Below are 22,381 nucleotides of genomic sequence, written 5' to 3'. Positions count from 1 at the left end.
GCCCGGAAAAATTGAGCACGCTTTTTTCTTAACAGGCATGTTAACATCCGCCCCGTGATTCCATCGAATCTTTCGGGACCTCTGCCATGACCAACAAAAAAATCCGTAACATGGAGGACTTCGCCCTGGCGACGGGCATCTCTCGCCCAACCCTCTCCAAGTATTTTAACGATCCAGCCTCGGTCCGGCATTCGACCCGAGAAAAGATTGAGCGGGCGCTGAGTGAATTCGACTACCGCCCCAACATGTTTGCCGTGAATATGAACCGGCAAAAGTCGAAAAATATCGGCATTATTGTCCCCAGCATTACTGATCCGTTCTATGCCGAGATTGTGCGCCAGATCGAGATCTTGAGCTTGCGGGAAGGGTATTGGGCTATCGTCCTCAGTTCGCACGGCGAGCAAACCCTGGAAGCCAAGGCCATCGAGACGGCGCTGTCCCTCAAACTCTCAGGCGCCATCATCGCTCCCCTGGGTCAAGCCTCGGATCGGGCTCAGATCGAAAGCCTGGGCCGGACCATGCCCTTGGTCTTTCTCGATTCCCGGATCGGCGATGCCTTGCCCTTCGTGGGCACCGACAACATCCAAAGCATTTCCCTGATGGTGGAGTACCTCTGCCGAACCGGCGAACAGCCCTGCTTCCTGGAAATGCCGCCGCTCAATTCCAACGCCGCCGGGCGCCGCGAGGCCTACGTGATGGCCATGCGCCGGCTGGGCCAGGAGCCCCGGGTGATTCCGGTTGCCTCCCACGCCTGGGATTTCGAGCAGGTGGGCTTTGAGGAAACCTGCCGCCAACTGGACGCCGGCGGCTTTCCTACCCGCACCATTTTGTGTGCCAACGATCGCTTGGCCTTTGGTGTGATGGCGGCGGCGTTCCAACGGGGCTTGCGCATTGGGCGGCGGCCCGAAGACGACGTGCGGGTGGCGGCCCACGACGACCACCCCTTGAGCCGCTACACCTGTCCGCCGCTCACCACGGTGGCCCAGGACTACTCTCAACTGGCGCGCAGTTGCCTGGATCTGCTGCTTGAAGCCATTGGCGACAGCCAGCGCTCGCTATCCCCGCGGCCTCCCGCCCCCCTTACCTTGCTGGAAACCAAACTCATCATGCGCGAGTCCGCCTAAAAGGAAGGGAGGGGTCTGGGGAGGCCTCGCCTCCCCAGCCTTTTCCTCTCTCGCAGCCCTTACTTCGGCAACGCCTCCATCCGAGCCCGGATCTGTCCGGCCAGCGAGGACTCCTTGGGCAACTGCAACAGCAACCGCGACCACAACTCGCGGGCCTTGGCGCCATCGCCCTTGTTGGCCGCCTGGAGACCAACAAAGAACAACGCCTCCTGGTCCTCGGGGCTGTCGCGCAAAATCGACGCCATGACCATGTACAGCGCTTCCGGCGGCTCGCTCTCGCCCTTAGCCTGGGACTCGGCAATCAGCGCAAACGCCATGCCACGTCGCGCTTCCATGTCCCCCGGGCGCAGGCCGAGGGCCTTGCCATAGGACTCGACGGCGTCGGCGTGCTTTTGCAAGACGCGCTGGCTGCGGGCCAGCATCATCCAGGTGTCGAAGTCGTCGGGGCTGGTCTCCAGCTTTTTCTTGAGCCCCCCCACCATCGCTTCGATCGAGGCGCGCTCGGTTTCGCCGATGTCGGTGCGCAGGCTCCCCAGGCCGCCCGCTTCCGGGCTGGCCATCGCCGGGGCCGGCATCGCGGCCGGCGCGTCCTTGGCCGGGGTCCAGCTCTCGGCCGGGAAGGCCAGCGCTGACTGCGGCGCGATGGTTTCCACGTCAACCCCGGCGTTTTTGGCCACCACACTGATCTGTTCGTCGAGCATGGCCGCCCAGGGCGCATCGGCCGGGGTGTCGGCTTTCAGATGACGCCAGATGGCCAGGGCGCCCTTGGCGTCGCCCATCTGCAAGCGCTCCAAGCCCAGGAAAAAGCGCGCCCGTGGCTCGGTGGCGTCAAGGGCCAGCACCGACAAGAACACAGCGTGTCCCCGCTCTCGCCCAGATGTCGCCACGCTTCGGTGGTGGCGGCCGGGCGCAGGGCCAGCGTTACCAACCGCGCCCGCGCGTCTTGGGCCGGCGACAGGGGGGTGGGGGGGACGAGGGGTGGGAGAAACGCCTCACACGACCCGACCTGGGCGCGGGTCAGGCCGAAGCGGTCCAAAAGGCGCTTGAGGGCCGCCTGGGGATGGGTGTCCTCCAGGGCCTCCCAACTGGCGTCGTCCAGGCTGGTGTCGAGCCCCGGCAGGATGACCAGCCCGTGCGGCAGATCGGCCACCACCTTAAGCACGTCGGCCGCCGCCGGGATCGAGCCCGTGGATCCCGCCGCGATGATCCGCCCGGCCGGCGGCCGCTCGCGCCACGCCTGGGCCTGGGCCTTGAGCCCCAGCGAACGATGCAAGGCGGGATCCACGGCGCCCCACTCTTGCAGCAGCGGGGGCCAGACATCGATCAGCAGGCCCAGGAAATCGAGCGTCACCTGCCAATGGTGGGCCAGTTCCTCCTTGACCGGGAGGGCAGCGATGGCGGCGATGTCGATTTCCTCGGTGTGGGCCTGATCCAAAAGCCGGGCCAGATCCACGGCAAGGCGCGTTGCCTGGGCCGGCGTCATGTCCTCGCCGCGCGCCAGAATCAGGCGTGTTAGCATCAGTTGCCGGGTCAGGGCGGGCAGGGGCGACGGCAGGGCCAGCGTGTCCAGGCCGGGGCCGTCCTCCTCGTCCAGGTCGCCCAAGGGGACAATGCGCGGCAACAAGGCCGCCCGCCCGGCCCGCGCCCTGAGCAAAGCCTCCCGCAAGGCGCGACACGAGCGTCGGGTGGGCAACAGCACGGTCACCCGGGGAAGGGCCAGGGGATCCGCGTCCTGCTCGCCCAGGGCCGCCAGCCCGGCGGCAAGGGTATCGAGAAAAGGCTGGCTGGCGGGGATCGAGGCGACCGGCATGGGGGGCGTTCCTGAGGTGAGAGCAGGGACGCCACTGGTCGGGCCGCAGGGCTGCCGATCAGTGCGGGGTCAACGCCGCCGCGCAGGCCGCCAGCATCTGGTCGGTGTCCTTCAACGCCTGCGGGGTGCCGACGTGGAACCATTTGCCATCGTGGGCAATGGCGCCCAGCCGGCCCTCCGACAAGGCCCGATCATACAAGACGTTGAGGGAGAAGGCTCCCTCGGGGGCATTCTCGAACAGCCTTGGATGCAAGATCTGCACGCCGGCAAAGATAAAAGGAGCCAGGAGGCCGGGCTGGCGGCGTTCAAGCCGGCCCACGGGGTCCATGGTAAAATCGCCCTGGCCCTCGTAGCCATGGGCGCTGGCCTGGGGATGGAGCAGCAACAAGGCATCCATGGTCTCGGGGTTCCAGGCCTCGGCCAGCAGGCGCAAGGTCGGCTGGGCGCCGTTGAGCCAGATCACGTCACTGTTGACCACGAAAAACGGCTGGTCGCCCAGCAAGGGCAGGGCGCGGCGCACGCCGCCGCCGGTTTCCAGGCGCTGGTCGGTTTCGTCGGAAAAGACGATGCGCGGGCTTTGGCGGCGCGAAAGATGGCAGCGCAGCAGGTCAGGGAGGTGGTGGAGGTTGACAACCACATCTTCCACGCCCGCTTCATGCAGGCGATCCAGGGCCCAGTCGATGAGTGGCTTGCCCTGGACCCGCACCAGGGGCTTGGGCACGCTATCGGTCAACGGACGCAGGCGCGACCCCAATCCGGCAGCAAGAACCATGGCGCGCGACAACGGGGCAGCAGAGGGAACAACGCTCATGCAAACATCCTCAAGCGGCCGGATGGGGGGACTGGGGGGCCACGTCGCGCTCTCCCGCCGGGGCCCCATGCCGCTCCAGCCAGGACGCCAGAGGGGCCAGGACGGGATGCGCCAGGGCTGCGTCGAGCAGGCGCCACAAGCGCGGCATGTGACTCAAATAGGTGGGTTTGCCATCGCGCCGGTCAAGGCGGGTGAAAATACCAAGGACTTTCAAATGGCGCTGCGCCGCCAACACCGCCCAACTGGCCAAGAAGGCCTGCGGGTCCAACTCGGGATGGGCCGCCAGATAACGCGCCCGTAGCTTTTGAAGGAGATCCGGGGCGATGTCGCGACGGGCATCCTCCAGAAGGCTCATGAGATCGTAGGTCACCGGCCCCCACAAGGCGTCTTGAAAGTCCAACAGCCCACAGGCCCGCACGCCCGGACGCTCCAGACGCAGCAGGTTGTCCACGTGAAAATCGCGCAGCACCAAGGTTGCCGGCACCGCGCGGGCCACGGTGGCAAGATCGGGCCACAGGGCATCGAAGGCCGCGCTGGCCGCGGGCGAGACCGGCCGGCCGAGGGCGGGCAAGGTCCACTCGACGAACAGCCGTGCCTCGGCCCGCAGGCGGGACGCGTCGTAAGGGGCGAGCCCTGACGCAGGGGTATCGAAGCGGGCGTGGAGGTCGGCCAGGGTGTCCACGGCCAGGGTATACAAGGGCTCTTCCGGCGCGCCGGCCGCCAGCAGCCGCGTGTAGGTGGCGTCGCCCAGGTCCTCCAGCAGCAAAAAGCCGGTCTCGATATCAGCAGCCAAAATGCGCGGTGCCGAGTAGCCCAGGGCGGTCAAATGCTCGGCCACGGACACGAAGGGCCGGGTGTCCTCGTGGGGCGGTGGCGCATCCATCAACACCGCCGTGTCGCCCGAGGCCAGGGTTAGGCGCTCGTAGCGGCGGAAGCTGGCGTCTCCGGCCAGCGGACGCGCCAAGGCATCCCCCCAGCCGGCCCGGGTCAACAGGGTCTGGCGGGCGGCCGCCCGGTCGGAACACAACGTCATGTCAGAAGAAATCCGTAAAAGCCGGCATCAGACGCCGGGCCCAGTCATCGCCAAACTCCAACGCCGCCAGACGCTCGTTGCCCTCTGGCGTGAGCCGGATATCCAGGCGACGGGCAGGCAGCCATGTCCCCAGCCGTTCAGGCCATTCGATCAGACTGAAGGCATCGGCAAAGGCATCGTCGATGGCGAGGGCCAGGGCATCTTCCGGGTCGTCCAGGCGGTAGAGGTCGAAGTGCCAGATCGGCGGCCGTTCGGGATCGCTGGGCTCGTAGGTTTGCACCAAGGTAAAGGTCGGGCTGGGCACGTCTTCGTCCGGCCGGGTCAAGGCCCGCACCGCGCCGCGCGCCAGGGTGGATTTGCCGGCGCCCAGGTCGCCCCAGAGTGCCAGAACATCGCCGGCTCGCGCCAGCCCCGCCAGAACGGCGCCCAGGCGAACGGTGGCATCGGCGTCCTTCAGGGGAAGGCTCAAGGTGAAGTGACTCATGATCGCACCAGAGTATCCGGGCCGCTGCCGTCTGGCAAGCAGGGGACGTATGAAAGAGGGAAGTCTGGGGAGGCTCGCCTCCCCAGACCCCTCCGATCCTGGGGCATGGCCTCGCTCGGAGCACCAGCGTCAATGTGGGGTCTGGGGAGGCGAGCCTCCCCAGACTTCCTTTTCGGCCCCGGCAGCGCGCTTGCGCCGGGCGGCGGGCTTTCGTACACCAGCGCTTTATTCTCAAAAGGGAAGCCCTTCCATGACCTCCTCCCCCTTGCGTACCGACGTGGTGGTGATCGGCGCGGGCCCGGTGGGGCTCTCGGCCGTGTTTCAGTGCGGCATGCTGCGGCTGCGCTGCCATGTGGTCGATGCCTTGGACGGCCCCGGTGGCCAGTTGACGGCGCTGTATCCAGAAAAGCCGATTTACGACATTCCCGGCTTTGCGGCGATCCCGGCAGGGGAGTTGATCGAGCGCTTGCTGGATCAGGCCCAGCCCTTTGCCCCCACCTATCACTTCTCCCAGCTTGTGACCGGTCTGGAGCGCCTGGAAGGGACGCCGGCCCTGTGGCGGGTCACCACCAACAAGGGCTTGGTGCTGGAGGCGGCGGCGGTGATCGTGGCCGCCGGCGCCGGGGCGTTTGGCCCCAACCGGCCACCGCTGGCTCACCTTGAGGCGTTTGAGGGCACCAGCGTGTTTTACTCGGTGTCGCGGCGCGAGGCGTTCCGGGGGCAGCGCGTGGTCATCGCCGGGGGCGGCGATTCGGCCGTGGACTGGGCCTTGTCGTTGAGCGAAGTGGCCGAGCGCGTCATGGTCGTGCATCGTCGGCCCAAGTTCCGCTGTGCCCCGGAAAGCGCCGCCCGGCTGGAGGCCCTGGCCGCCGAAGGGCGTCTTGACCTCGTCATTCCCTATCAGCTCAAGGCCCTGGAAGGCGCCGAGGGCCGGCTGGAGGCGGTGGTGGTTGCCGACCTCGACGACCAGGAAAAGCGGCTGGAGGCTCAGGTGCTCCTCGCCTTCTTTGGGCTGGCCACCGATCTTGGGGCCATGGCCGAGTGGGGGCTGGGCATCGAGCGCTTTGCCGTGCCGGTGACGCAGGAAACCTGTCAGACCCGCTTGCCCGGGGTCTATGCCATCGGCGACGTGGCGACCTATCCCGGCAAGCGCAAGCTGATCTTGATGGGCTTTGCCGAGGCTGCAACTGCTGCGCACAATGCGTTTGCCGACTGCCGTCCAGGGGAGGCTCTGCACTTCGAGCACTCCACGACTTCGGGGGTGCCGAGGCTTTAAAAAGAAAAGGCTGGGGAGGCGGGCCTCCCCAGACCCCTCCTTTCTTTTTAGGCGCGGACCCGGGTCAGGAAGTGGTCCACCACGCTTTTGAGGTCGTGGGCCTGTCCGGTCAGTTGGCGGGCGGCTTGCAAAACTTCGTTGGCGGCTTGTCCGGTTTCACCGGCGGCCTGACTGACATCGCCGATATTGTCGGTGACAACACCCGTGACCGACGCCGCTTGCTGCACGTTCCGGGCGATTTCGGCGGTGGCGGCGGAATGCTGTTCCATGGCGGCGGCAATGGCGGCGGCGATTTCGTTGATGTCCTCAATCCGGCCAACAATATCGGCGATCGCCATGACCGCCTCCTCCGAGGCCTTCTGGACCGCCGTGATCTGTGTGCTGATTTCCTCGGTGGCCCGTCCGGTCTGACTGGCCAGCGTCTTGACCTCGCCAGCCACCACGGCAAAGCCCTTGCCTGCGTCCCCGGCCCGAGCCGCCTCGATGGTGGCGTTGAGGGCGAGCAGGTTGGTTTGGGAGGCGATATCGTTGATCAGCCGGATCACCTCGCTGATGCGTCCCGAGCTTTCGGCCAATCCTTTCACCGTCTGGTTGGTGCGGTTGGCTTCGGCGCTGGCCCCTTGGGCAAGGCGGGTCGAGAGTTCGATTTGACGGCTGATTTCCTGAATCGACGTGGCTAGCTCTTCGGCGGCGGTGGCTGCGGTCTGCACGCTGCTCGCCGCGCAGTCGATGGCCCCGCACACCGTGGACGCCTGTTTGTTGGTCTGGTCGGCGTTGGCCGACATGCCCTGGGCGGTAAACTCCAGTTGCCCGGCGGCCGAAGAGACGGTGGTCAGGACCACCGAAACCGAGCGATCAAAGTCGGTGGCCAGGGATTCCAAAGTGCGGGCCCGGGCTTCCCGGGTGGCGCAGGCCTCGGCCTCGGCGGCGGCGAGGCGTTCGCGTTCCATGCCCATGTCGCGAAACACTTGGAGCGCGCGTCCCATAGCGCCGATTTCGTCGCGGCGCTCCGCTTCTTCCAAGGTGACAGACCACTCATTATGCGCAAGGCGTACCATCTTTTCTTTCAAGGACTCAAGAGGGCGCGTGATGCCTCGGCTAAGGATAAGAAGAAGAGAGCCTGTCATGAGAATAACGCCAAATGACAGGGCTGACATAATGCCCAGAATCTTGAAAAATGACTGGTCCAGATCGTCCCGATAGACGCCCGATATAAAAATTATCCCCCAGGGAGCAAAGCGTTGAACGTAACTGATTTTTGGCTGCGGGGTGTCTGATCCCGGCTTGTGATAGGTGTACGCCAGCGTCCCTTCCCCCAGCCGGCCCAGGGCCAGCAGCTTTTCCCCCAAGGGCTGGCCCGTTGCATCCCGCAGGCTTGCCACGCTGCTCCCAACCTTCTCGGGGGCTACGGCATTGGCCAGCCACACGCCCGTGTCGCTCATGGGTCGATCACACTACCCCGTTCCGTCGTCGTACTTCGCGCGGTTTAGGGTGTCGAGCACCAGGGTCTGGGCGTCCTGACGCGTGCGCTGGCCCTGGGCGACCTCGGCGTCCAGGCGTTCCGCCTGACTGATCATCGTGGCCACCACATCTTTGACCTTATCGATGCGTTCCTCGACCATCTGATCGCGCAGGAGAGAGGCGCTGGTGGCCCCGGTAATGAGGAGCGAGAATACCGATAGAACAAGAATAATTGTAAACTTGGTCTTGATCGTGATCTTATCCAAGAACCCCATCACGCGACATCCCTCTGCTGATCCCGATGCTTCGTTGGTTCGGCGGTCGCGCTCCAAGCGAGCAGCGCCTTGGCTGTCACGCCAAGGCCGGTAACGCCGGGCTGCCGTTCAGGGGGCAAGCTGGTCGGGGCGAGCACAACCGTCGCCAAGCGGACCCCATGTCGCGACCAGAGCTTATCCTTAAAAGTATCGGGATCTTACGAGGGGATTTTGTCGGGTGCAATAGTCTCGTAGAAGTCGTTTTAGGGGTTTTGAGCGCTGTTTTCTCGTCGGCCTAGCAAGGAAAAGAGAAGCTTGGAGAGGCTCGGCCCCCCAGGCCCCTGGTTTCCTGGGGACCGTCCGAAGGATTGAGCTTTTCCCCAGCCTGTTAGCGGCGAATCGTGCTCAAGAAGCGCTCGATTTCGTTTCTGAGGGTGGTTGTGTCGTTGGTGACGCCATCAATTTTGTTCTTCACCGCGTCGGCCGCTCCCTCGGTGTTTTCCGTCAGTCGGGAGACCGCTTTCATGCTGTTGGTTGCGTTGGTGGTGCTATGGGCGACGCTTTGCACGGTTCGCGCAATCTCCTGGGTCGCCGCGCGCTGTTCCTCAACGGCCCCGGCAATGGTCGTGGCGATGCTGCTAACGCGCTGGATGGTCGCCCCGATGCCTTGAATTGCCGCGACCGCGTCTCGGGTGGCGGTTTGGACCGCCGCGATCTGGCTGGAGATTTCATCGGTGGCTTTGGCGGTTTGGTTGGCGAGGTTTTTGACCTCTCCGGCGACCACGGCAAAGCCCTTGCCCGCTTCGCCGGCCCGGGCGGCCTCAATGGTGGCGTTGAGGGCGAGCAGGTTGGTTTGGCTGGCAATGCTGTTGATCAGCTTCAAGACCGCCCCAATGCGGTTGGCGGTGTCCACGAGACCGAGGACCATGGTGTTGGCCCGTTCAGCTTCGCCGACCGCGTCTTGGGTCATGTCGGTGGATTGGGCGACCTGCCGGCCGATTTCCTGGATCGAGGCCGCGAGTTCCTCGGTGGCGGCGGCGACAGTTTGGGCGCTGTTGCCGGCCTCGTCCACGGCGCCCAAGGCGTCGATGGAGCGGCCCACATTTTCCTGGGCGGCGTCCTTCAGGGTTTGGGCGGTGTGTTGCAGATCCTGAACCGAGTCACTGAGCCGGCGAACCACCCCGGAGACCTGCGCTTCAAAGCCCTGGGCTTCCCGGCTGAGATGGGCGGCGGCTGCCGAATTGGCGGAGTCAATATAGACTGCGTTGAAGACTTCCAGGTCGAACATCACAACCCGGGTCATGGTGGCTGCCACCTTGGCCTGACGTTCCGGGTTTTTGCGATACTGGGGGAGAATTCGCCGGTTCAGTTCGGAAAGAACAAATCCCCAAAAAACAAAATACCACATCAGGTCAAGCCCCATTCGCTGTCGGGCTCGTCCCATCTCGATCGAGTCGTTAAAATCATCATCGGTAAACTTGGCGCCAAAAATGACATTGATCCAATGATTGATCTGTTTCTTTTTGGCCTCGGCGATGTTCACGTCACGGTAAGCTTGGCGTACTTCCTCGTGTCGCATGATTTCATCGAACGCGGTGTCGATGATTCCTTCAATATGGGGTTCGACGAGCGGCCGAAGCTCGCGCAAGAGGGTTCGTGTTTCCTCGTCAATGCGCATGGCCTGAAGACGTTTCACATTGCTCAGAGCCATTCCGGTCCCTCCCTGCACGGCAGTGATGAATTTTTACACCATCATTACAAGAAATATTCTATCACTCCCGCGCCAAATTGAATAGACCCCTGTAAAACGGGAAGAGTAACTGATGAATGTTATGGGAGTGAGAGAAGAGAACGTAAAAAGGAAAAGGAATTAGTAAAAAGTGATTTTTACGATAGAGATAGCTCTTAAGGTGCAGCAGGCAAAAGGATTTTTTCCCTCAGGAATCGAGGGGTCTGGGGAAGCCCAGCCTCCCCAGCCTTTCTCTTGCAAAAACATCCAGGGCCGAACACGTCCCGTCAGTCGAGCGCCAGCCGAATATCCCGGCCAAAGTTATTGAGACGATCGCGCACCGAGGTGTGCGGCAGGTCTAAAAGTGAGAGAACATACGGCCGCAACACCCCCAGATCCACCGAGCGCAGCGCCTGTTTGACCCGGCCCACACTGGGCGCCGAGACCGACAAGGTTCTGAACCCCAGCGCGATCAAAACGGCGGCATCCAGCGGCCGCGAGGCCATCTCCCCACACAGGGACAAGGGAACCTGAGCGTCATCGCAGATCTCCACCACCCGGCGCAGCATGGACAACACCGGCGGCGACAAGGGGTCGTAGCGTCCGGCCACCCGGGGATTGCCCCGGTCGGCCGCAAAGGTGAACTGAAGCAGGTCGTTGGAGCCGATCGACACAAAGTCGAGGCGCTCGCGGACCAGGGCCGGCAATTGCCAGACCAGCGACGGGACCTCCAGCATGGTGCCGACCAGCAGGCGCTCGGGGGCCGGGGTTCCGTGGGCGGCCTCGCGCGCCAGTTCCAGGTCGAGGATGTGCCGCGCCAGCCGGAACTCGCCCACGGTGGCGATCATGGGGAACATCACCCGCAACTCGCGTCCCGCCGAGGCCCGCAACAAAGAGCGCAACTGCTGACGCAAGATGGCCGGGCGGTCGAGGGTGATGCGAGCCGAGCGCCAGCCCAGCGCCGGGTTGTCCTCGGGCTGGCTCTGCCAATAAGGCAGCAGCTTGTCGCCGCCGACATCAAGGGTGCGAAAGACCACGGGCTTGTCGCCGGCCAGTTCCAGGACCCGGCGATACAGGTGGGTTTGGCTCTCGACCGAGGGGAGGCTGGGTCTCGCCATGAACGGGATCTCGGTGCGGTACAAGCCCACCCCGTCGGCGCCGGTTTCGGCTAGGTTCTCCATGTCCATCATCAAGCCGGCGTTGATGCGCAGCGAGATGCGCTGGCCGTCGCGGGTCTCGGCCGGCAGGTCGCGCAGGCGGTGATACAACTCGCGGCGCTGGTTACGTTCGAGCACGCCCGAGAGCACCGCCTCGCGCACGTCCTCGCCCGGGCGCACGAACACCTGCCCATGCTCGGCATCGACCACCACCGGATCCAAGGGCGCGATGCGCTGGAACACCCCGGGCAGGCGGCCAATGACCGGGATATCCAGGGCCTTGGCCACGATCACCGCGTGCATGGCCGGGCTGCCTTCCTCCAAGATCACGCCGCGTAGCCGCGCGGGATCGTAGTCCAGGAGTTCAGCCGGGCCCAAGGTGCGGCAAATCAGGATCACGTGCTCGGGCAGGTCGCTTTTGGCCGCCGTGCCGCGCTCGCCGGTCAGGTGGCGCAACAGGCGATTCGCCAAGTCCTCCAGGTCGTGCAGGCGTTCGCGGATATAGGGGTCCGAGACCTGCGACAGCCGCAGGCGCATCTCGTCGTCCACCTTGCGCACGGCAGCCTCGGCCGAGAGGCCGGCGCGGACATGCTCGGAAATCCGGCTGATCCATCCCGCATCGTCGGCGAACATGCGGAAGGTTTCCAGGAGTTCCCGGGCTTCGCTGGGTCCTTTGGCGCTGGCCGCCAGCATGCTGTCCAGGCTCTCGCGCATTTCGGTCATGGCGGCGCGCAGGCGCGCCAGTTCGCTCTCCGGGTCGTCGCCCAGCAGCTTGGTGACATGGACCTCGGGCTGGTGATAGACGGCGGTGCCCAGGCCGATGCCGGGATTCAAAATGGTGCCTTCAAGGCGCAGCGGCAGCACGGCGTTGCCCACGGCCGGCCCCACCTCGTCGCGCGGGATCAGCCCCGAGCCGGCCAAAAGCTCGGCCAGGACCATGGCAACGGTTTCCAGCGCCTCTTGTTCGATGTCCTGGTAGTCGCGGGTTTCCCGGTTCTGGACCGCCAGCACGCCAATGACCCGTCCGCCGCGCACCAAGGGCACGCCCATCAGGGATTTGAAGACCTCCTCTCCCGTTTCCGGGCGGTAGGCAAAGGCCGGGTGCGCCCAGGCATCGGCCACGCGCAAGGGGCGGGCCAGCGCGGCGATCTCGCCGATCAGGCCCTCGCCCACCCGCAAGCGGGTATGGTGAACCGCGGTCTGGGTTAGGCCGCAGGTGGCAAAAAGCTCCAGAACCTCGCCGGCCCGCTGGACATAGCACGAGCAAACGTCCGTCCCCATCGCCTCGGCGATAAGGATGGTCACCCGGTCCAGGCGGTCTTGGGCACTGCCGCCGCCGGCCATGACGTCGCGCAGGCGCCCCAGCAAACGGCGCGCGTTCGGATCGCGCAGCGTCATGGCGTCAAGCTCCCCTCTCGGGGGTGATTAGAAGGAAAGCGGCGGGGGGACGCGCCGGGCCAAGGTGTTCACCGCCTGTTCGCACAGTTCCTCGATGATGTCGGCGACCGGCTGTTCGCGGGTGACAAGTCCCACGCTTTGGCCGGCCATGAGGGATCCGGTCTCGATGTCGCCCTCAATCACGGCACGGCGCAAGGCACCGGCCCAGAAGTGTTCGATCTCGAGTTGACCAGTCTTTTGGTCGATTTCGCCCGCCTGGAAGCGGTTCACCACCTGGCGCTGCATCTCGACGAAGGCCTGCGTTCCCTTGTTGACCAAGGCGCGCACCGGAATCACCGGGAAGCGCGGGTCCACCTGGGGGGTGGGCTGGGCATCGCGGGCGCTGGCGCGCAGAAAGACCTTTTTGAAGTTGGGATGCGCAATGCACTCGGTGGCGCAAACAAAGCGGGTGCCCAACTGGACCCCGGCCGCGCCCATCTCCAGGAAGGACACAATAGACTCGCCCCGCCCAATGCCGCCGGCCACGAACACCGGCACATCATGGACCTCGGGCAGGATCTCCTGGGCCAGCACGGTGGTGGAGACGGGGCCGATGTGGCCGCCGGCTTCCGTGCCCTCGATCACCAGGGCATCGGCGCCCGAGCGCACCAGCTTGCGCGCCAGCGCCAGGGCCGGGGCAAAGCACACGCAGCGCGCACCGCCCTCCTTGACCCGCCGGATCGCCGCCGCTGAGGGCAGGCCTCCGGCCAGGACAACGTGCGACACCTGATTGGCGAGGCAGACATCGATCAAGGTATCAAGCTCGGGGTGCATGGTGATCAGGTTCACCCCGAACGGCTTCTGGCCGCCGCCTTCCTCAAGGAGGGCGCGGGTCGCCTTGATCTCGGCGTCGAGGAGGGCCGGCGGCATGGAGCCGGCGGCCAGCACGCCAAAGCCACCGGCTTGGCTCAGAGCCGCGACCAGATGGCGTTCCGAGATCCACGACATGGCGCCACCCAAGACGGCGACCTCGGTCCCCAGGAAGGCGCGCCCGCGCGCCCACAACTCGTTAAGACGTGTACGCGCCCAAGCCTGGGCCAACCCCTCGTCGGGGAGCTGTTCGGTGGCGTCCTTCATGGGGAGTCTCCGCTCTGACGTCGCGGTTTCAGGCCGCGTCCAGACCATAGGCGGTATGGAGCGCCCGCACCGCCAGTTCCATGTATTCCTCGGCGATCAGGACCGAGACCTTGATCTCGCTGGTCGAGATCACCTGAATGTTGATGCCCTTCTCCGACAAGGCGGCGAACATGGTCTGAGCGACACCGGCATGGCTGCGCATGCCCACGCCGATCACCGACACCTTCACCACCGCCTTGTCGGCGATCACCTTCTGATAGTTGATGGACTCGCGATGATCTTCAAGCAATTTGAGAGCCCGGGCAAGGTCGCCGCGCGGCAGCGTGAAGGTCACGTCGGTGGACTGACCGTCGGCCGAGATGTTCTGAACGATCATATCGACGTTGATGTTGCCCTCGGCCAGGGGGCCGAAGATCCGGGCCGCGATGCCCGGGCGATCGGCGACCGCCATCAGGGTGACCTTGGCCTCGTCGCGGCTGTAGGCAATGCCGCTCACCAGTTCTTTTTCCACGATTTCGTCCTCGTCACACACCAAGGTTCCCGGAAGATCCTTAAAACTCGAGAGCACCTGGACCCGCACCCGATGCTTCATGGCCATCTCGACCGAGCGGGTCTGCAAGACCTTGGCGCCCAGGGAGGCCTGTTCCAGCATTTCCTCGTAGGTGATGCGATGGAGCTTGCGCGCCTTGGCCACGATGCGCGGATCGGTGGTATAAACCCCATCCACGTCGGTGTAGATGTCGCAGCGATCGGCCTTCAGGGCGGCGGCCAGCGCCACCGCCGAGGTGTCCGAGCCGCCCCGGCCCAAGGTGGTGATGCGGTTGTCGGTCCCCAAGCCCTGAAAGCCCGCCACCACCGCCACCTGACCTTGGGCGAGGCGCTGGCTCACCACCGAGGTGTCGATGGAAAGGATCCGCGCCTTGCCGTGGGCGTCGTCGGTGTGAATGGGGATCTGCCACCCCGTCCACGAGCGCGCGTCCACCCCCAGGGTTTGCAGCGCCATGGCCAGGAGGCCCACGGTCACCTGCTCGCCGGTGGAGACCACGGCGTCGTATTCGCGGGTATCGTACAGTTCGGCGATAGCGTCGCAAAAGCCGACGAGGCGGTTGGTTTCGCCCGACATGGCCGAGACCACCACGGCCACCTCGTTGCCGGCGTCCACCTCGGCCTTGACGCGCCGGGCGACGTTGCGGATGCGGTCGATGTCGCCGACCGACGTTCCGCCGAATTTCATGACGATGCGCGCCATGGCGTAGCGCCTTCCTTATTCTCGGTCCCGATGGTTGGGGATACGGTGTTTGGTGAGCGTGGGTTTGGTGAGCGTGTCGCGTCCGGTTGCTCCCCGGTTCCGCGCCGTGTAGTAAAGCAGCGCGTCGCCCCCCGCAAGCGGGGATACGGCCCCCCATCCTTCGGGGCCGCACAAAGGCCGGGCCGGGGCGGTCCAGCCGGGCAGGGCGGCCGTATCACTGGCTTAAGGCGGACCTCTCCAGGCGGCGAGGCCCGGTCAACGGCAATGGGAGAGACCCCGATGACGACCACGAGTCCCAGCACCGCCTTGCCGGCGGAACTGGCCAAGTTCAGCGCCATGGCCGACGCCTGGTGGGATCCCGAAGGCAAGTTCAAGCCGTTGCACAAGTTCAATCCCGTGCGCATCGCCTTCATCCGCGATCACATGGCCCAGCACTTCGGCCGATCCCTCGACGTCGAGCGTCCCTTCGAGGGCTTGCGCCTGCTTGATGTGGGCTGCGGCGGCGGCCTGCTGTGCGAGCCCCTGGCCCGCCTCGGATTCGAGGTGGTCGGCATCGACGCCGCCGAGCGCAATGTCGGCACGGCCAGCAACCACGCCCAGCGCTCCGGCGTGCCCGTGACCTACCGCGTCGCCACCCCGGAAGATCTGGCGGCCGAGGGCGCTACCTTCGATGCCGTCTTGATCATGGAAGTGGTCGAACACGTCGCCGACCTTGACCTGTTCTTCCAGTCGGTCGGTGCCTTGCTGCGCCCCGGCGGTGCCCTGGTCGGCGCCACCTTGAACCGCACCGTCAAGGCCCTGGCCCTCGCCAAGTTCGGCGCCGAATACGTTCTGCGCTGGCTGCCGCGCGGAACCCACGACTGGCGCAAGTTCCTGAAACCTAGCGAGTTCTCCGATGGCCTGCGCCGCGCCGGCGTCGAAACCCGTGACCTCGCCGGCATGACCTTCAATCCCCTCTCCGGGGAATGGAGCAAAACCACCGATGTCAGCATGAACTACCTGCTGTTCGCGGTACGGCCGTAAGGGCGGGGGGGCCTGCTTCGGTGATGCGGGGCTGCCGCCCCGGACCCCGCCTGGAGGCTGACGCCTCCAGACCTCCGCTTTCTTTTTATTAATTGGCCCTCCCGCCCCCCGGGTCGTGGGGACGGCCCGCCTCCCCAGCCTTCCCTATTTTTAGGCAAGCCCCCTGCCCGAGAGCGTGATCACCCGGTTGCGCCCTTGGTCTTTGGCCTTGTACAGGGCCGTATCGGCCCGTTTGAGGGCATCATCCAGGCTGTCGCCGGGTCGAACTTCCGTCAGGCCCACGCTTACCGTCACCCCGGGGAGGTCGCTTGGGGTCGCGGGGACCGCAACGCTCTCGCGCAACCGCTCGGCCAGGAGTAGCGCCTCGGCGAGCGGGCACGAGGGAAACAGCAGCAAGAACTCCTCCCCGCCCCAGCGCGAGCATACGTCATACTCCCGAATTTCCGACTGAAGCAGCGCCGCGGTATGAGCGAGCACTTGGTCGCCCATCGAATGCCCCCAGGTGTCGTTGATAGTCTTAAACCGATCAATGTCGGCCAGGGCGAGGCTGAACACGCTTTGATGGCGCTCGGCATAGGCCATCTCCTGTGCCAGACGGTCGCGCATGTAGCGGCGATTGGGCAGGCCGGTCAGTTCGTCATGGGTGGAGATCGTGTGGAGATGCTCGTTCAAGGACCTGAGCATCGCCTGATAATGGTCGCTGATGCGCACAATTTTTTCAATTTGGCGCACCTTGCGCTGGTAGTTTTCGGCGTAGGTCTGGCCACGGTCGCGTTCTGCGTTTTGGTAGCGGTCCGATATATGGGTGAGGCGGTCAAGAAGGCGTTGTTGTGTCTGGTAACGGTCAAAAAGCTCTTGCAGCAAGCCGCGCAGATCCTCCGGGTCGGGGTGAGCCGCCGCCAAGGCTGTGGTCACGCGCAGATCCAGGGCCTCTTTCACGATGCCTCGGCCTTGGTCACAATATCAAAGGGGAAGGTGCAATCTTCCTTGAACTCCTGGGCCAACTCGCCGACCCGTTCGTTGGCGGCGTCATAAAGCCAGCGGGCTCGCACCAAGCGCCCCTGACGCGACGCCTCCTCCAACTGGTCAAGGATGTCCATCAAGGTCCTGATCGAGCTGGTGTTGAGGTAGAGAAGCTCCAGCTCCAGGAGCAACGGACGGGAGTCGTGGGCCAAAAAGGCCTCGACCCAGTCGATAAGAGGTTGAAAAAATTCAAAAGAATTTTCGGGATAGGAATCACCGCACATGGTGATGGTCCCGGTCTCCCAGTCGGCCCGGATCAAGGGGCTGGCTTTGGTTTGGGCGATCTCAAGTGTTTCCATGAATGACCTTGTACCAGAAAAAGAGGGGCTCGCCTCCCCCCAAGGGACACCCTACAGGACAACACGCAGGGAAAAAAGGACCGGTCCTTTTCCAACGGCCGCAACGCAGCGAGCAAAGGCTGGGTTGCCTTGCGGGCCATGTCGATCAGGCCAAGGCCAGCACTTCCGTTGAGAGTCTCCCGGGGCTGGCGCAACTGGGCTTTGAAGGAGCGCTTCAGCTCTTCCTTGGTCAGGGGGGCCAGCGCGTTGATACGCTGGACAAGGGCTTCGCCATCAGGGAGGGCAACCACGTTGCCAGCGCTGATGACATAGTGTCCGGTATCATCGCGCGAGACAAACAAGCTCGCCGTTTCCAGCGCCAGATCGGGATGGTCTTGCACGTAGCGGCGGATATTTTGGGTCATTTCAATATAGACGGAAAAGACATCGGAAACCGCCGAGCTTGATTCGGCCAGTCCTTCCATGTGCCGGCGCAAGGCCGCCCCGATCTCTTCGATCAACGCGGCGGTGACCGGCCCGTTAAAACACAGCATGATGCGTTCGCGGTTGAAGATTTCGCGCAGGGCGTAAATATCCGGCGCCAGGGCGAGGGTGGGGTCCCGCAAGGGGGGCTGGTCGATCATCAGGGGATTCTCCGCTCCTGGGAAAACCGTCAGGCGCTCGACTCAAAGCGAAACGCCAAAACGGTGATATCGTCACGTTGTCCCTGGTCGCCGCGATAGGCATCCAGGGTTTGTTCCAGGCTCGCTTTTTGGAGGTCAAGCGCCAAGTCGGCATGGGTGTTCATCCACGCGCGAAAGCGGCTCGGGCCAAACCCGAACCCGTGCGCACCGCCCGCTTGGTCCAGCAGGCCATCGGTCACCAGATAGTAGGTGCGTCCGTGGACCAGCGGTAAGGTCGTGTTGGTATAGTGGCCCGGCTTGCGGTCGTTGAGGCCCCGGCGGTCGCCCGGGATTTCTCCACTTTCTCCCCCATGGCTCCACAACAAGGACAGGTGGGCCCCGGCAAAGGTCAGGGTTTGCGTGTCCAGCGCCACGAAGACCAGACCCATGTCGATGCTGGTCGCCACCCGGGCGTCGCGTTCGCTGGCGGGGAGCATGGAGCGCGCCACCGCGTCGGTACGCGCGAGCAGTCCGGCGGGATCGTCCGGGGGGCCGTCACGCAGGGCCACTTCCAAAGCCGCATGGGCAATCATGGTCATGCACGCCCCGGGAACCCCGTGCCCCGCACAATCCACGACGCCGAACAGACAGCCTCGCTGGTTGGCGCGATAGACGTAAAAATCGCCGCCCACCACATCCCGTGGTCGCCACAAGACAAAGTAAGAGCCGGGGCAGTTTTCTTCGAGCAGGCGATCGGGCAAGATCGCCCGTTGAATCAAGCTGGCGTAGCGCACGCTGTCGGTGAGCAGGCGATGCGTATCGCTCAGACGGGCATGGACTGCCATCAGTTCATGGGTGCGCTCGCTGACCAAGTGCTCCAGGTGGTCGGAGTGGGCCCGGACCTGCCGCGCCATCCCGTCAAAGGCTCGGGTCAGTTCCCCCAATTCGTCTTGGCGGGACGACAGGGGCGGAAGGTCATACTCGCCCGTGCCCACCCGACGTAAGGAACGGCTGAGGTCGGCCAGGGGCCGCAGCACCAGTCGGTCGAAGCCCAGGCCCGTGGCCAACGCCAGGGACAAAAGCAAAACCCCCGCCAGGGATCCGATAATCAGCAAGCGGCGTGGGGTCAGAACCGGGCGGTGCTGAGGATCCACCGACGCCAGGATGAGCCAGTCCAAGGAGGGCACCGCCGCCACCGCCACCATGCGCGAGAGCGTCTCTCCGCCCAGCACCGCCGTGAACACGCTGTCCGGCTTGGCATGGGCGGCGGTCATCAGGGCCTTGAGTTGCTCGCGATCTTGAGACGAAGCAAACAGGGAAAACACAGTTTTCTCGGCCCGAGCCTTGCCCGCGAGGTCGAACTCCATGCGGCTGGGGTCGGGGTGAGCCACCACGGCCCCTTGGGTGTCCACAATCATGGTGGTGACGCTTAGGTGCGAGGTCCCCAGGACCTGCTCGACAAACCGGCCCAGGCTGATTCCCGTGCCCACCACCCCCAGGGGCCGGCCCTGGGCATCGCGTACCATCACATTGATCCAGACATTGGTTACGTCGAAAGTTTTGTCGTGATCAACGTTGATCCACAGGCCATCGGGCTGGGCCAGGGTCGCAAAATACCACGCGTTGGTCGGCGCCTCCCGCTGCAGGGTATAGCCGATGGCGGGCGTCGGCGCGTGGTCGGGATCGCTATAGTAAAAGCGCCGGCTCGTCTCCGAAGCCACAAAGTAGCTTTTGGAGGCGAAGGCCCGGCGGAAGTTCTCGCCTTCCTCGAAAAAACGGGCGCGATGGTCGGGGTTTTCCTCGTCGCTCAACCAAGCCCGCAGCACCAAACTCTCGGCCAGCCGGCGCGACAAGGCCAGTTCCAGGCCAACGGTGGCTTGGGCGCGTTGCTGCGTCAAAAACGCATTTTCTCTCGCCAGGGCCACCCCGAGGTCGGTGCGGATGTCCTGGATGACAAAGTGGCTGACCACGAGGGCGAAGACGCCGCAAAGACCGGTGGCCCCAAGAACCAGGGCAATGGTTTTGGCCCGCAGCCCCCAACGCCGTAGGCCGGGGGCAGAGAGAACAGTGGCGGCGGGCTCGGTCATGGCGGGGGCTCCGTGCGGCCGAGGACAGCGTCTAGGCTAGTGTGCTGTGAGGGCCTGTTCAATGGGCAAAACCATCCGGGCTTCGGGGGGAAAGGAGAGGGAGGGAAGGCGCAGGCCCCCCAGACCCCTTGGTCTCTTGCGTCCTGCGGACGGGTCCGGGGTTTGAGGGGGGGGATTGGCGCATTGGGGGAAGAGTAAAAAATAATTCTAGAGAAGAGTTCTATCTGCGAGGTGGGGGCAAGGGGACGCTTTTGTGCGTTGCGGGACAGGCAATTAGCCAAAACTTTCTCTTGATCCTGACAAGCGGTGTCCTACCTTCCAAAAGGCACAGCCCTCTGGGCGCCATTCGACGAAGGAGTGAGACACCATGGCCGAGAGCGTCCCCCAAGGATCCGAACCAAGCGTGGACCTCACGGCCCTCTATCGCGACATGCTCCTCATCCGCCGCTTCGAGGAGAAGGCGGGTCAGCTCTATGGCATGGGCCTGATCGGCGGTTTTTGCCATCTCTATATCGGCCAGGAAGCCGTGGTGGTTGGCTTGCAGTCGCTGGCCCGGCCGGGGGATTCGGTGCTGACCAGCTATCGCGATCATGGGCACATGCTGGCCACCGGCATGGATCCGGCCGGGGTGATGGCCGAGTTGACCGGCCGCGCCGGCGGTTATTCGCGCGGCAAAGGCGGCTCCATGCACATGTTCAGCAAGCCGCGCGGCTTTTATGGCGGGCATGGCATCGTGGCCGCGCAAGTGCCGTTGGGAACCGGGCTGGCCTTTGCCCACAAATACCGGAGCGATGGCGGCGTGTGTTTTTGCTATCTGGGCGATGGCGCGGCCAACCAGGGGCAGGTGTACGAGAGCTTCAACATGGCGGCCCTGTGGGCGCTGCCCGTGGTCTATGTGATTGAAAACAATCGCTATGGCATGGGAACCTCGGTGGAGCGGGCCAGCGCCATGCGTGATCTGGCGCGGCGCGGCGAGTCCTTTGGCATTCCCGGCCTGTCCCTGGACGGCATGGATGTCCTGGCGGTGCGCGACGGCGCGGCCGAGGCGGTGGCGCGCGCCCGGGCTGGCGAGGGGCCCGTGTTGCTGGAAATGAAAACCTACCGCTATCGCGGCCACTCCATGTCCGATCCGGCCAAATACCGCAGCAAGGAAGAGGTCGAGAAGGTGCGCAGCGAACATGACCCGCTCGATGCCCTGCGCGCCCGCCTGCTGGCCGAGGGGCTGATCGACGAGGCGGGGCTGAAGGAGATGGACCGCGTCGTCAAGGCCGTGGTGGGCGAGGCCGCCGCCTTTGCCCAGTCCAGCCCCGAACCCGACCCGGCCGAGCTGTATACCGACGTGCTGGTCGAGGCCTGATCCTGGAGTGTCCCCCATCATGACCCCTCCCTCCCTTCACGCCCCGTCGCCGTCCGGCTCCCGGGGGGCGTTGACGCGCCAGAGTGTGCGCGAGGCCCTGCGCGATGCCTTGGCCGAGGAAATGCGCCGCGACGAGTCGGTTTTTTTGCTGGGCGAGGAGGTCGGCCAGTACCAAGGCGCCTATAAGGTCAGCCAGGGCCTTCTTGATGCCTTTGGCCCCAAGCGGGTCATCGACACCCCGATCACCGAGATGGGCTTTACCGGCCTTGCGGTAGGCGCTGCGTTTGCCGGGCTGCGGCCGGTGGTCGAGTTCATGACCTTCAATTTTTCCATGCAGGCCATCGACCAGATCATCAACTCGGCCGCCAAGACCCTCTACATGTCGGGCGGCCAGTTGGGCTGTCCCATCGTGTTTCGCGGGCCCAACGGGGCGGCGGCGCGGGTGGCGGCCCAGCATAGCCAGTGCTTCGCCTCGTGGTATGCCCACTGCCCCGGCCTCAAGGTGGTGGCGCCCTGGAATGCCACCGATGCCAAGGGGCTCCTCAAGGCGGCCATCCGCGATCCTAACCCCGTCGTCTTCCTGGAAAACGAGATCCTCTATGGGCAGGAGTTCGATCTGCCGGAGGATCCCGATTTGGTGTTGCCCTTGGGGCAGGCTCACGTCGAGCGGGCCGGTACGGATGTGACCGTGGTTGCCTTTTCGCGCATGGTCGGGCTGGCGCTGGAGGCGGCGCGGCTAGCGGCCGAGGCCGGGATCTCGGTCGAGGTGATCAATCTGCGCACCTTGCGGCCCCTGGATACCGCCACCCTTGTGGCTTCGGTGCGTAAGACCAATCGCTGTATCAGTGTGGAAGAGGGCTGGCCGTATGCTGGTGTTGGCGCCGAGATTGCTGCCGTCTTGATGGAGCAGGCGTTTGACTGGCTCGATGCCCCGGTGGTGCGGGTCACTGGCGAGGATGTGCCCATGCCCTATGCCGCCAACTTGGAGCGGCTGGCTTTGCCGACCCCGGAGAAAATCCTAGCGGCGGTGCGGGCCATTTGTCCGGCGTCGGCGGGGCGGCCGGAAGGGCCGTTTTAGGAGAGGAAGG

Annotated in this window: 20 protein-coding genes; 5 read left to right on the top strand and 15 right to left on the bottom strand. The window is 64.7% G+C overall.

The window, feature by feature from the left end; all coding sequences use genetic code 11:
* Positions 1-86: 86 nt before the first annotated feature.
* Positions 87-1,124, top strand: a complete 1,038-nt coding sequence (locus RSPPHO_RS01375) for a LacI family DNA-binding transcriptional regulator (RefSeq protein ID WP_014413497.1) — start codon at positions 87-89, stop codon at positions 1,122-1,124.
* A gap of 59 nt (positions 1,125-1,183) precedes the next feature.
* On the opposite strand, the gene RSPPHO_RS01370 is transcribed toward RSPPHO_RS01375, so the two are convergent.
* From RSPPHO_RS01370 to tsaE, 5 genes are read right to left on the bottom strand one after another with little or no spacing between them, the layout of a single operon-like run.
* A complete protein-coding gene (locus RSPPHO_RS01370; RefSeq protein WP_157879038.1) occupies positions 1,184-1,903 on the bottom strand; it encodes a tetratricopeptide repeat protein in 720 nt (239 codons plus the stop codon).
* Positions 1,861-2,934 (bottom strand): PD-(D/E)XK nuclease family protein, encoded by a 1,074-nt coding sequence (locus tag RSPPHO_RS17350; protein ID WP_051013545.1) that lies wholly within the window; start codon positions 2,932-2,934, stop codon positions 1,861-1,863. The genes RSPPHO_RS01370 and RSPPHO_RS17350 overlap by 43 nt, the downstream gene beginning before the upstream one ends.
* Before the next feature lie 58 nt (positions 2,935-2,992).
* Complete coding sequence (locus tag RSPPHO_RS01365) at positions 2,993-3,745, bottom strand: nucleotidyltransferase family protein (protein ID WP_041793677.1); 753 nt, start codon at positions 3,743-3,745, stop codon at positions 2,993-2,995.
* 10 nt (positions 3,746-3,755) lie between these two features.
* Positions 3,756-4,778: an aminoglycoside phosphotransferase family protein gene (locus RSPPHO_RS01360; protein ID WP_014413494.1), complete on the bottom strand. Its 1,023-nt coding sequence runs from the start codon at positions 4,776-4,778 to the stop codon at positions 3,756-3,758.
* Position 4,779: 1 nt separating this feature from the next.
* Positions 4,780-5,262, bottom strand: a complete 483-nt coding sequence (gene tsaE / locus RSPPHO_RS01355; RefSeq protein WP_014413493.1) for a tRNA (adenosine(37)-N6)-threonylcarbamoyltransferase complex ATPase subunit type 1 TsaE — start codon at positions 5,260-5,262, stop codon at positions 4,780-4,782.
* A gap of 250 nt (positions 5,263-5,512) precedes the next feature.
* Between tsaE and RSPPHO_RS01350 the strand changes: the two genes are divergently transcribed.
* Complete coding sequence (locus tag RSPPHO_RS01350) at positions 5,513-6,538, top strand: NAD(P)/FAD-dependent oxidoreductase (RefSeq protein WP_041793676.1); 1,026 nt, start codon at positions 5,513-5,515, stop codon at positions 6,536-6,538.
* A 47-nt stretch (positions 6,539-6,585) separates the two neighbouring features.
* Here the strand turns inward: RSPPHO_RS01350 and RSPPHO_RS22110 are convergent, their stop codons facing one another.
* The 6 genes from RSPPHO_RS22110 to RSPPHO_RS01320 all read right to left on the bottom strand — a co-directional run bounded on the left by RSPPHO_RS22110 (position 6,586) and on the right by RSPPHO_RS01320 (position 14,902).
* Complete coding sequence (locus RSPPHO_RS22110; protein WP_014413491.1) at positions 6,586-7,980, bottom strand: methyl-accepting chemotaxis protein; 1,395 nt, start codon at positions 7,978-7,980, stop codon at positions 6,586-6,588.
* Positions 7,981-7,992: 12 nt separating this feature from the next.
* Complete coding sequence (locus tag RSPPHO_RS22105) at positions 7,993-8,274, bottom strand: cache domain-containing protein (RefSeq protein WP_041793675.1); 282 nt, start codon at positions 8,272-8,274, stop codon at positions 7,993-7,995.
* A 367-nt stretch (positions 8,275-8,641) separates the two neighbouring features.
* Complete coding sequence (locus RSPPHO_RS01335) at positions 8,642-9,964, bottom strand: globin-coupled sensor protein (protein WP_041793674.1); 1,323 nt, start codon at positions 9,962-9,964, stop codon at positions 8,642-8,644.
* A 305-nt stretch (positions 9,965-10,269) separates the two neighbouring features.
* A complete protein-coding gene (ptsP, locus tag RSPPHO_RS01330) occupies positions 10,270-12,537 on the bottom strand; it encodes a phosphoenolpyruvate--protein phosphotransferase (protein WP_014413487.1) in 2,268 nt (755 codons plus the stop codon).
* Positions 12,538-12,564: 27 nt separating this feature from the next.
* Positions 12,565-13,653 (bottom strand): NAD(P)H-dependent flavin oxidoreductase, encoded by a 1,089-nt coding sequence (locus RSPPHO_RS01325; protein ID WP_051013544.1) that lies wholly within the window; start codon positions 13,651-13,653, stop codon positions 12,565-12,567.
* 28 nt (positions 13,654-13,681) lie between these two features.
* A complete protein-coding gene (locus RSPPHO_RS01320; protein ID WP_014413485.1) occupies positions 13,682-14,902 on the bottom strand; it encodes an aspartate kinase in 1,221 nt (406 codons plus the stop codon).
* A 279-nt stretch (positions 14,903-15,181) separates the two neighbouring features.
* Here RSPPHO_RS01320 and ubiG point away from each other — a divergent pair, with 279 nt between their 5' ends.
* A complete protein-coding gene (gene ubiG, locus RSPPHO_RS01315; protein WP_041793673.1) occupies positions 15,182-15,925 on the top strand; it encodes a bifunctional 2-polyprenyl-6-hydroxyphenol methylase/3-demethylubiquinol 3-O-methyltransferase UbiG in 744 nt (247 codons plus the stop codon).
* Between the two features lie 150 nt (positions 15,926-16,075).
* Here ubiG and siaD read toward each other — a convergent pair whose 3' ends face one another.
* The 4 genes from siaD to siaA are packed head-to-tail and all read right to left on the bottom strand — an operon-like array spanning position 16,076 to position 19,936.
* The gene (gene siaD / locus RSPPHO_RS01310; protein WP_014413483.1) at positions 16,076-16,864 is read right to left on the bottom strand and encodes a biofilm regulation diguanylate cyclase SiaD; all 789 of its coding nucleotides are present in this window, start codon (positions 16,862-16,864) and stop codon (positions 16,076-16,078) included.
* Complete coding sequence (siaC, locus tag RSPPHO_RS01305) at positions 16,861-17,247, bottom strand: biofilm regulation phosphoprotein SiaC (protein WP_014413482.1); 387 nt, start codon at positions 17,245-17,247, stop codon at positions 16,861-16,863. The genes siaD and siaC overlap by 4 nt, the downstream gene beginning before the upstream one ends.
* Positions 17,205-17,870, bottom strand: a complete 666-nt coding sequence (locus tag RSPPHO_RS01300) for a SiaB family protein kinase (protein ID WP_014413481.1) — start codon at positions 17,868-17,870, stop codon at positions 17,205-17,207. Before RSPPHO_RS01300 ends, siaC begins: the two co-directional genes overlap by 43 nt.
* A 29-nt stretch (positions 17,871-17,899) precedes the next feature.
* Positions 17,900-19,936: a biofilm regulation protein phosphatase SiaA gene (gene siaA / locus RSPPHO_RS01295; protein WP_014413480.1), complete on the bottom strand. Its 2,037-nt coding sequence runs from the start codon at positions 19,934-19,936 to the stop codon at positions 17,900-17,902.
* A 367-nt stretch (positions 19,937-20,303) separates the two neighbouring features.
* Between siaA and pdhA the strand changes: the two genes are divergently transcribed.
* Both pdhA and RSPPHO_RS01285 read left to right on the top strand, forming a co-directional pair.
* Entirely contained in the window at positions 20,304-21,293 is a 990-nt protein-coding gene (gene pdhA / locus RSPPHO_RS01290; protein ID WP_014413479.1) for a pyruvate dehydrogenase (acetyl-transferring) E1 component subunit alpha, read from the top strand.
* The gene (locus RSPPHO_RS01285; RefSeq protein WP_014413478.1) at positions 21,229-22,371 is read left to right on the top strand and encodes a pyruvate dehydrogenase complex E1 component subunit beta; all 1,143 of its coding nucleotides are present in this window, start codon (positions 21,229-21,231) and stop codon (positions 22,369-22,371) included. The genes pdhA and RSPPHO_RS01285 overlap by 65 nt, the downstream gene beginning before the upstream one ends.
* Positions 22,372-22,381: the final 10 nt, after the last annotated feature.

Origin of the sequence: Pararhodospirillum photometricum DSM 122, from assembly GCF_000284415.1 — a bacterium.
In the GTDB taxonomy this organism is placed as follows: domain Bacteria; phylum Pseudomonadota; class Alphaproteobacteria; order Rhodospirillales; family Rhodospirillaceae; genus Pararhodospirillum; species Pararhodospirillum photometricum.
The sequence above is the reverse complement of the archived record's forward strand: the minus strand, read 5'-3'. Positions and strand labels throughout refer to the sequence as shown.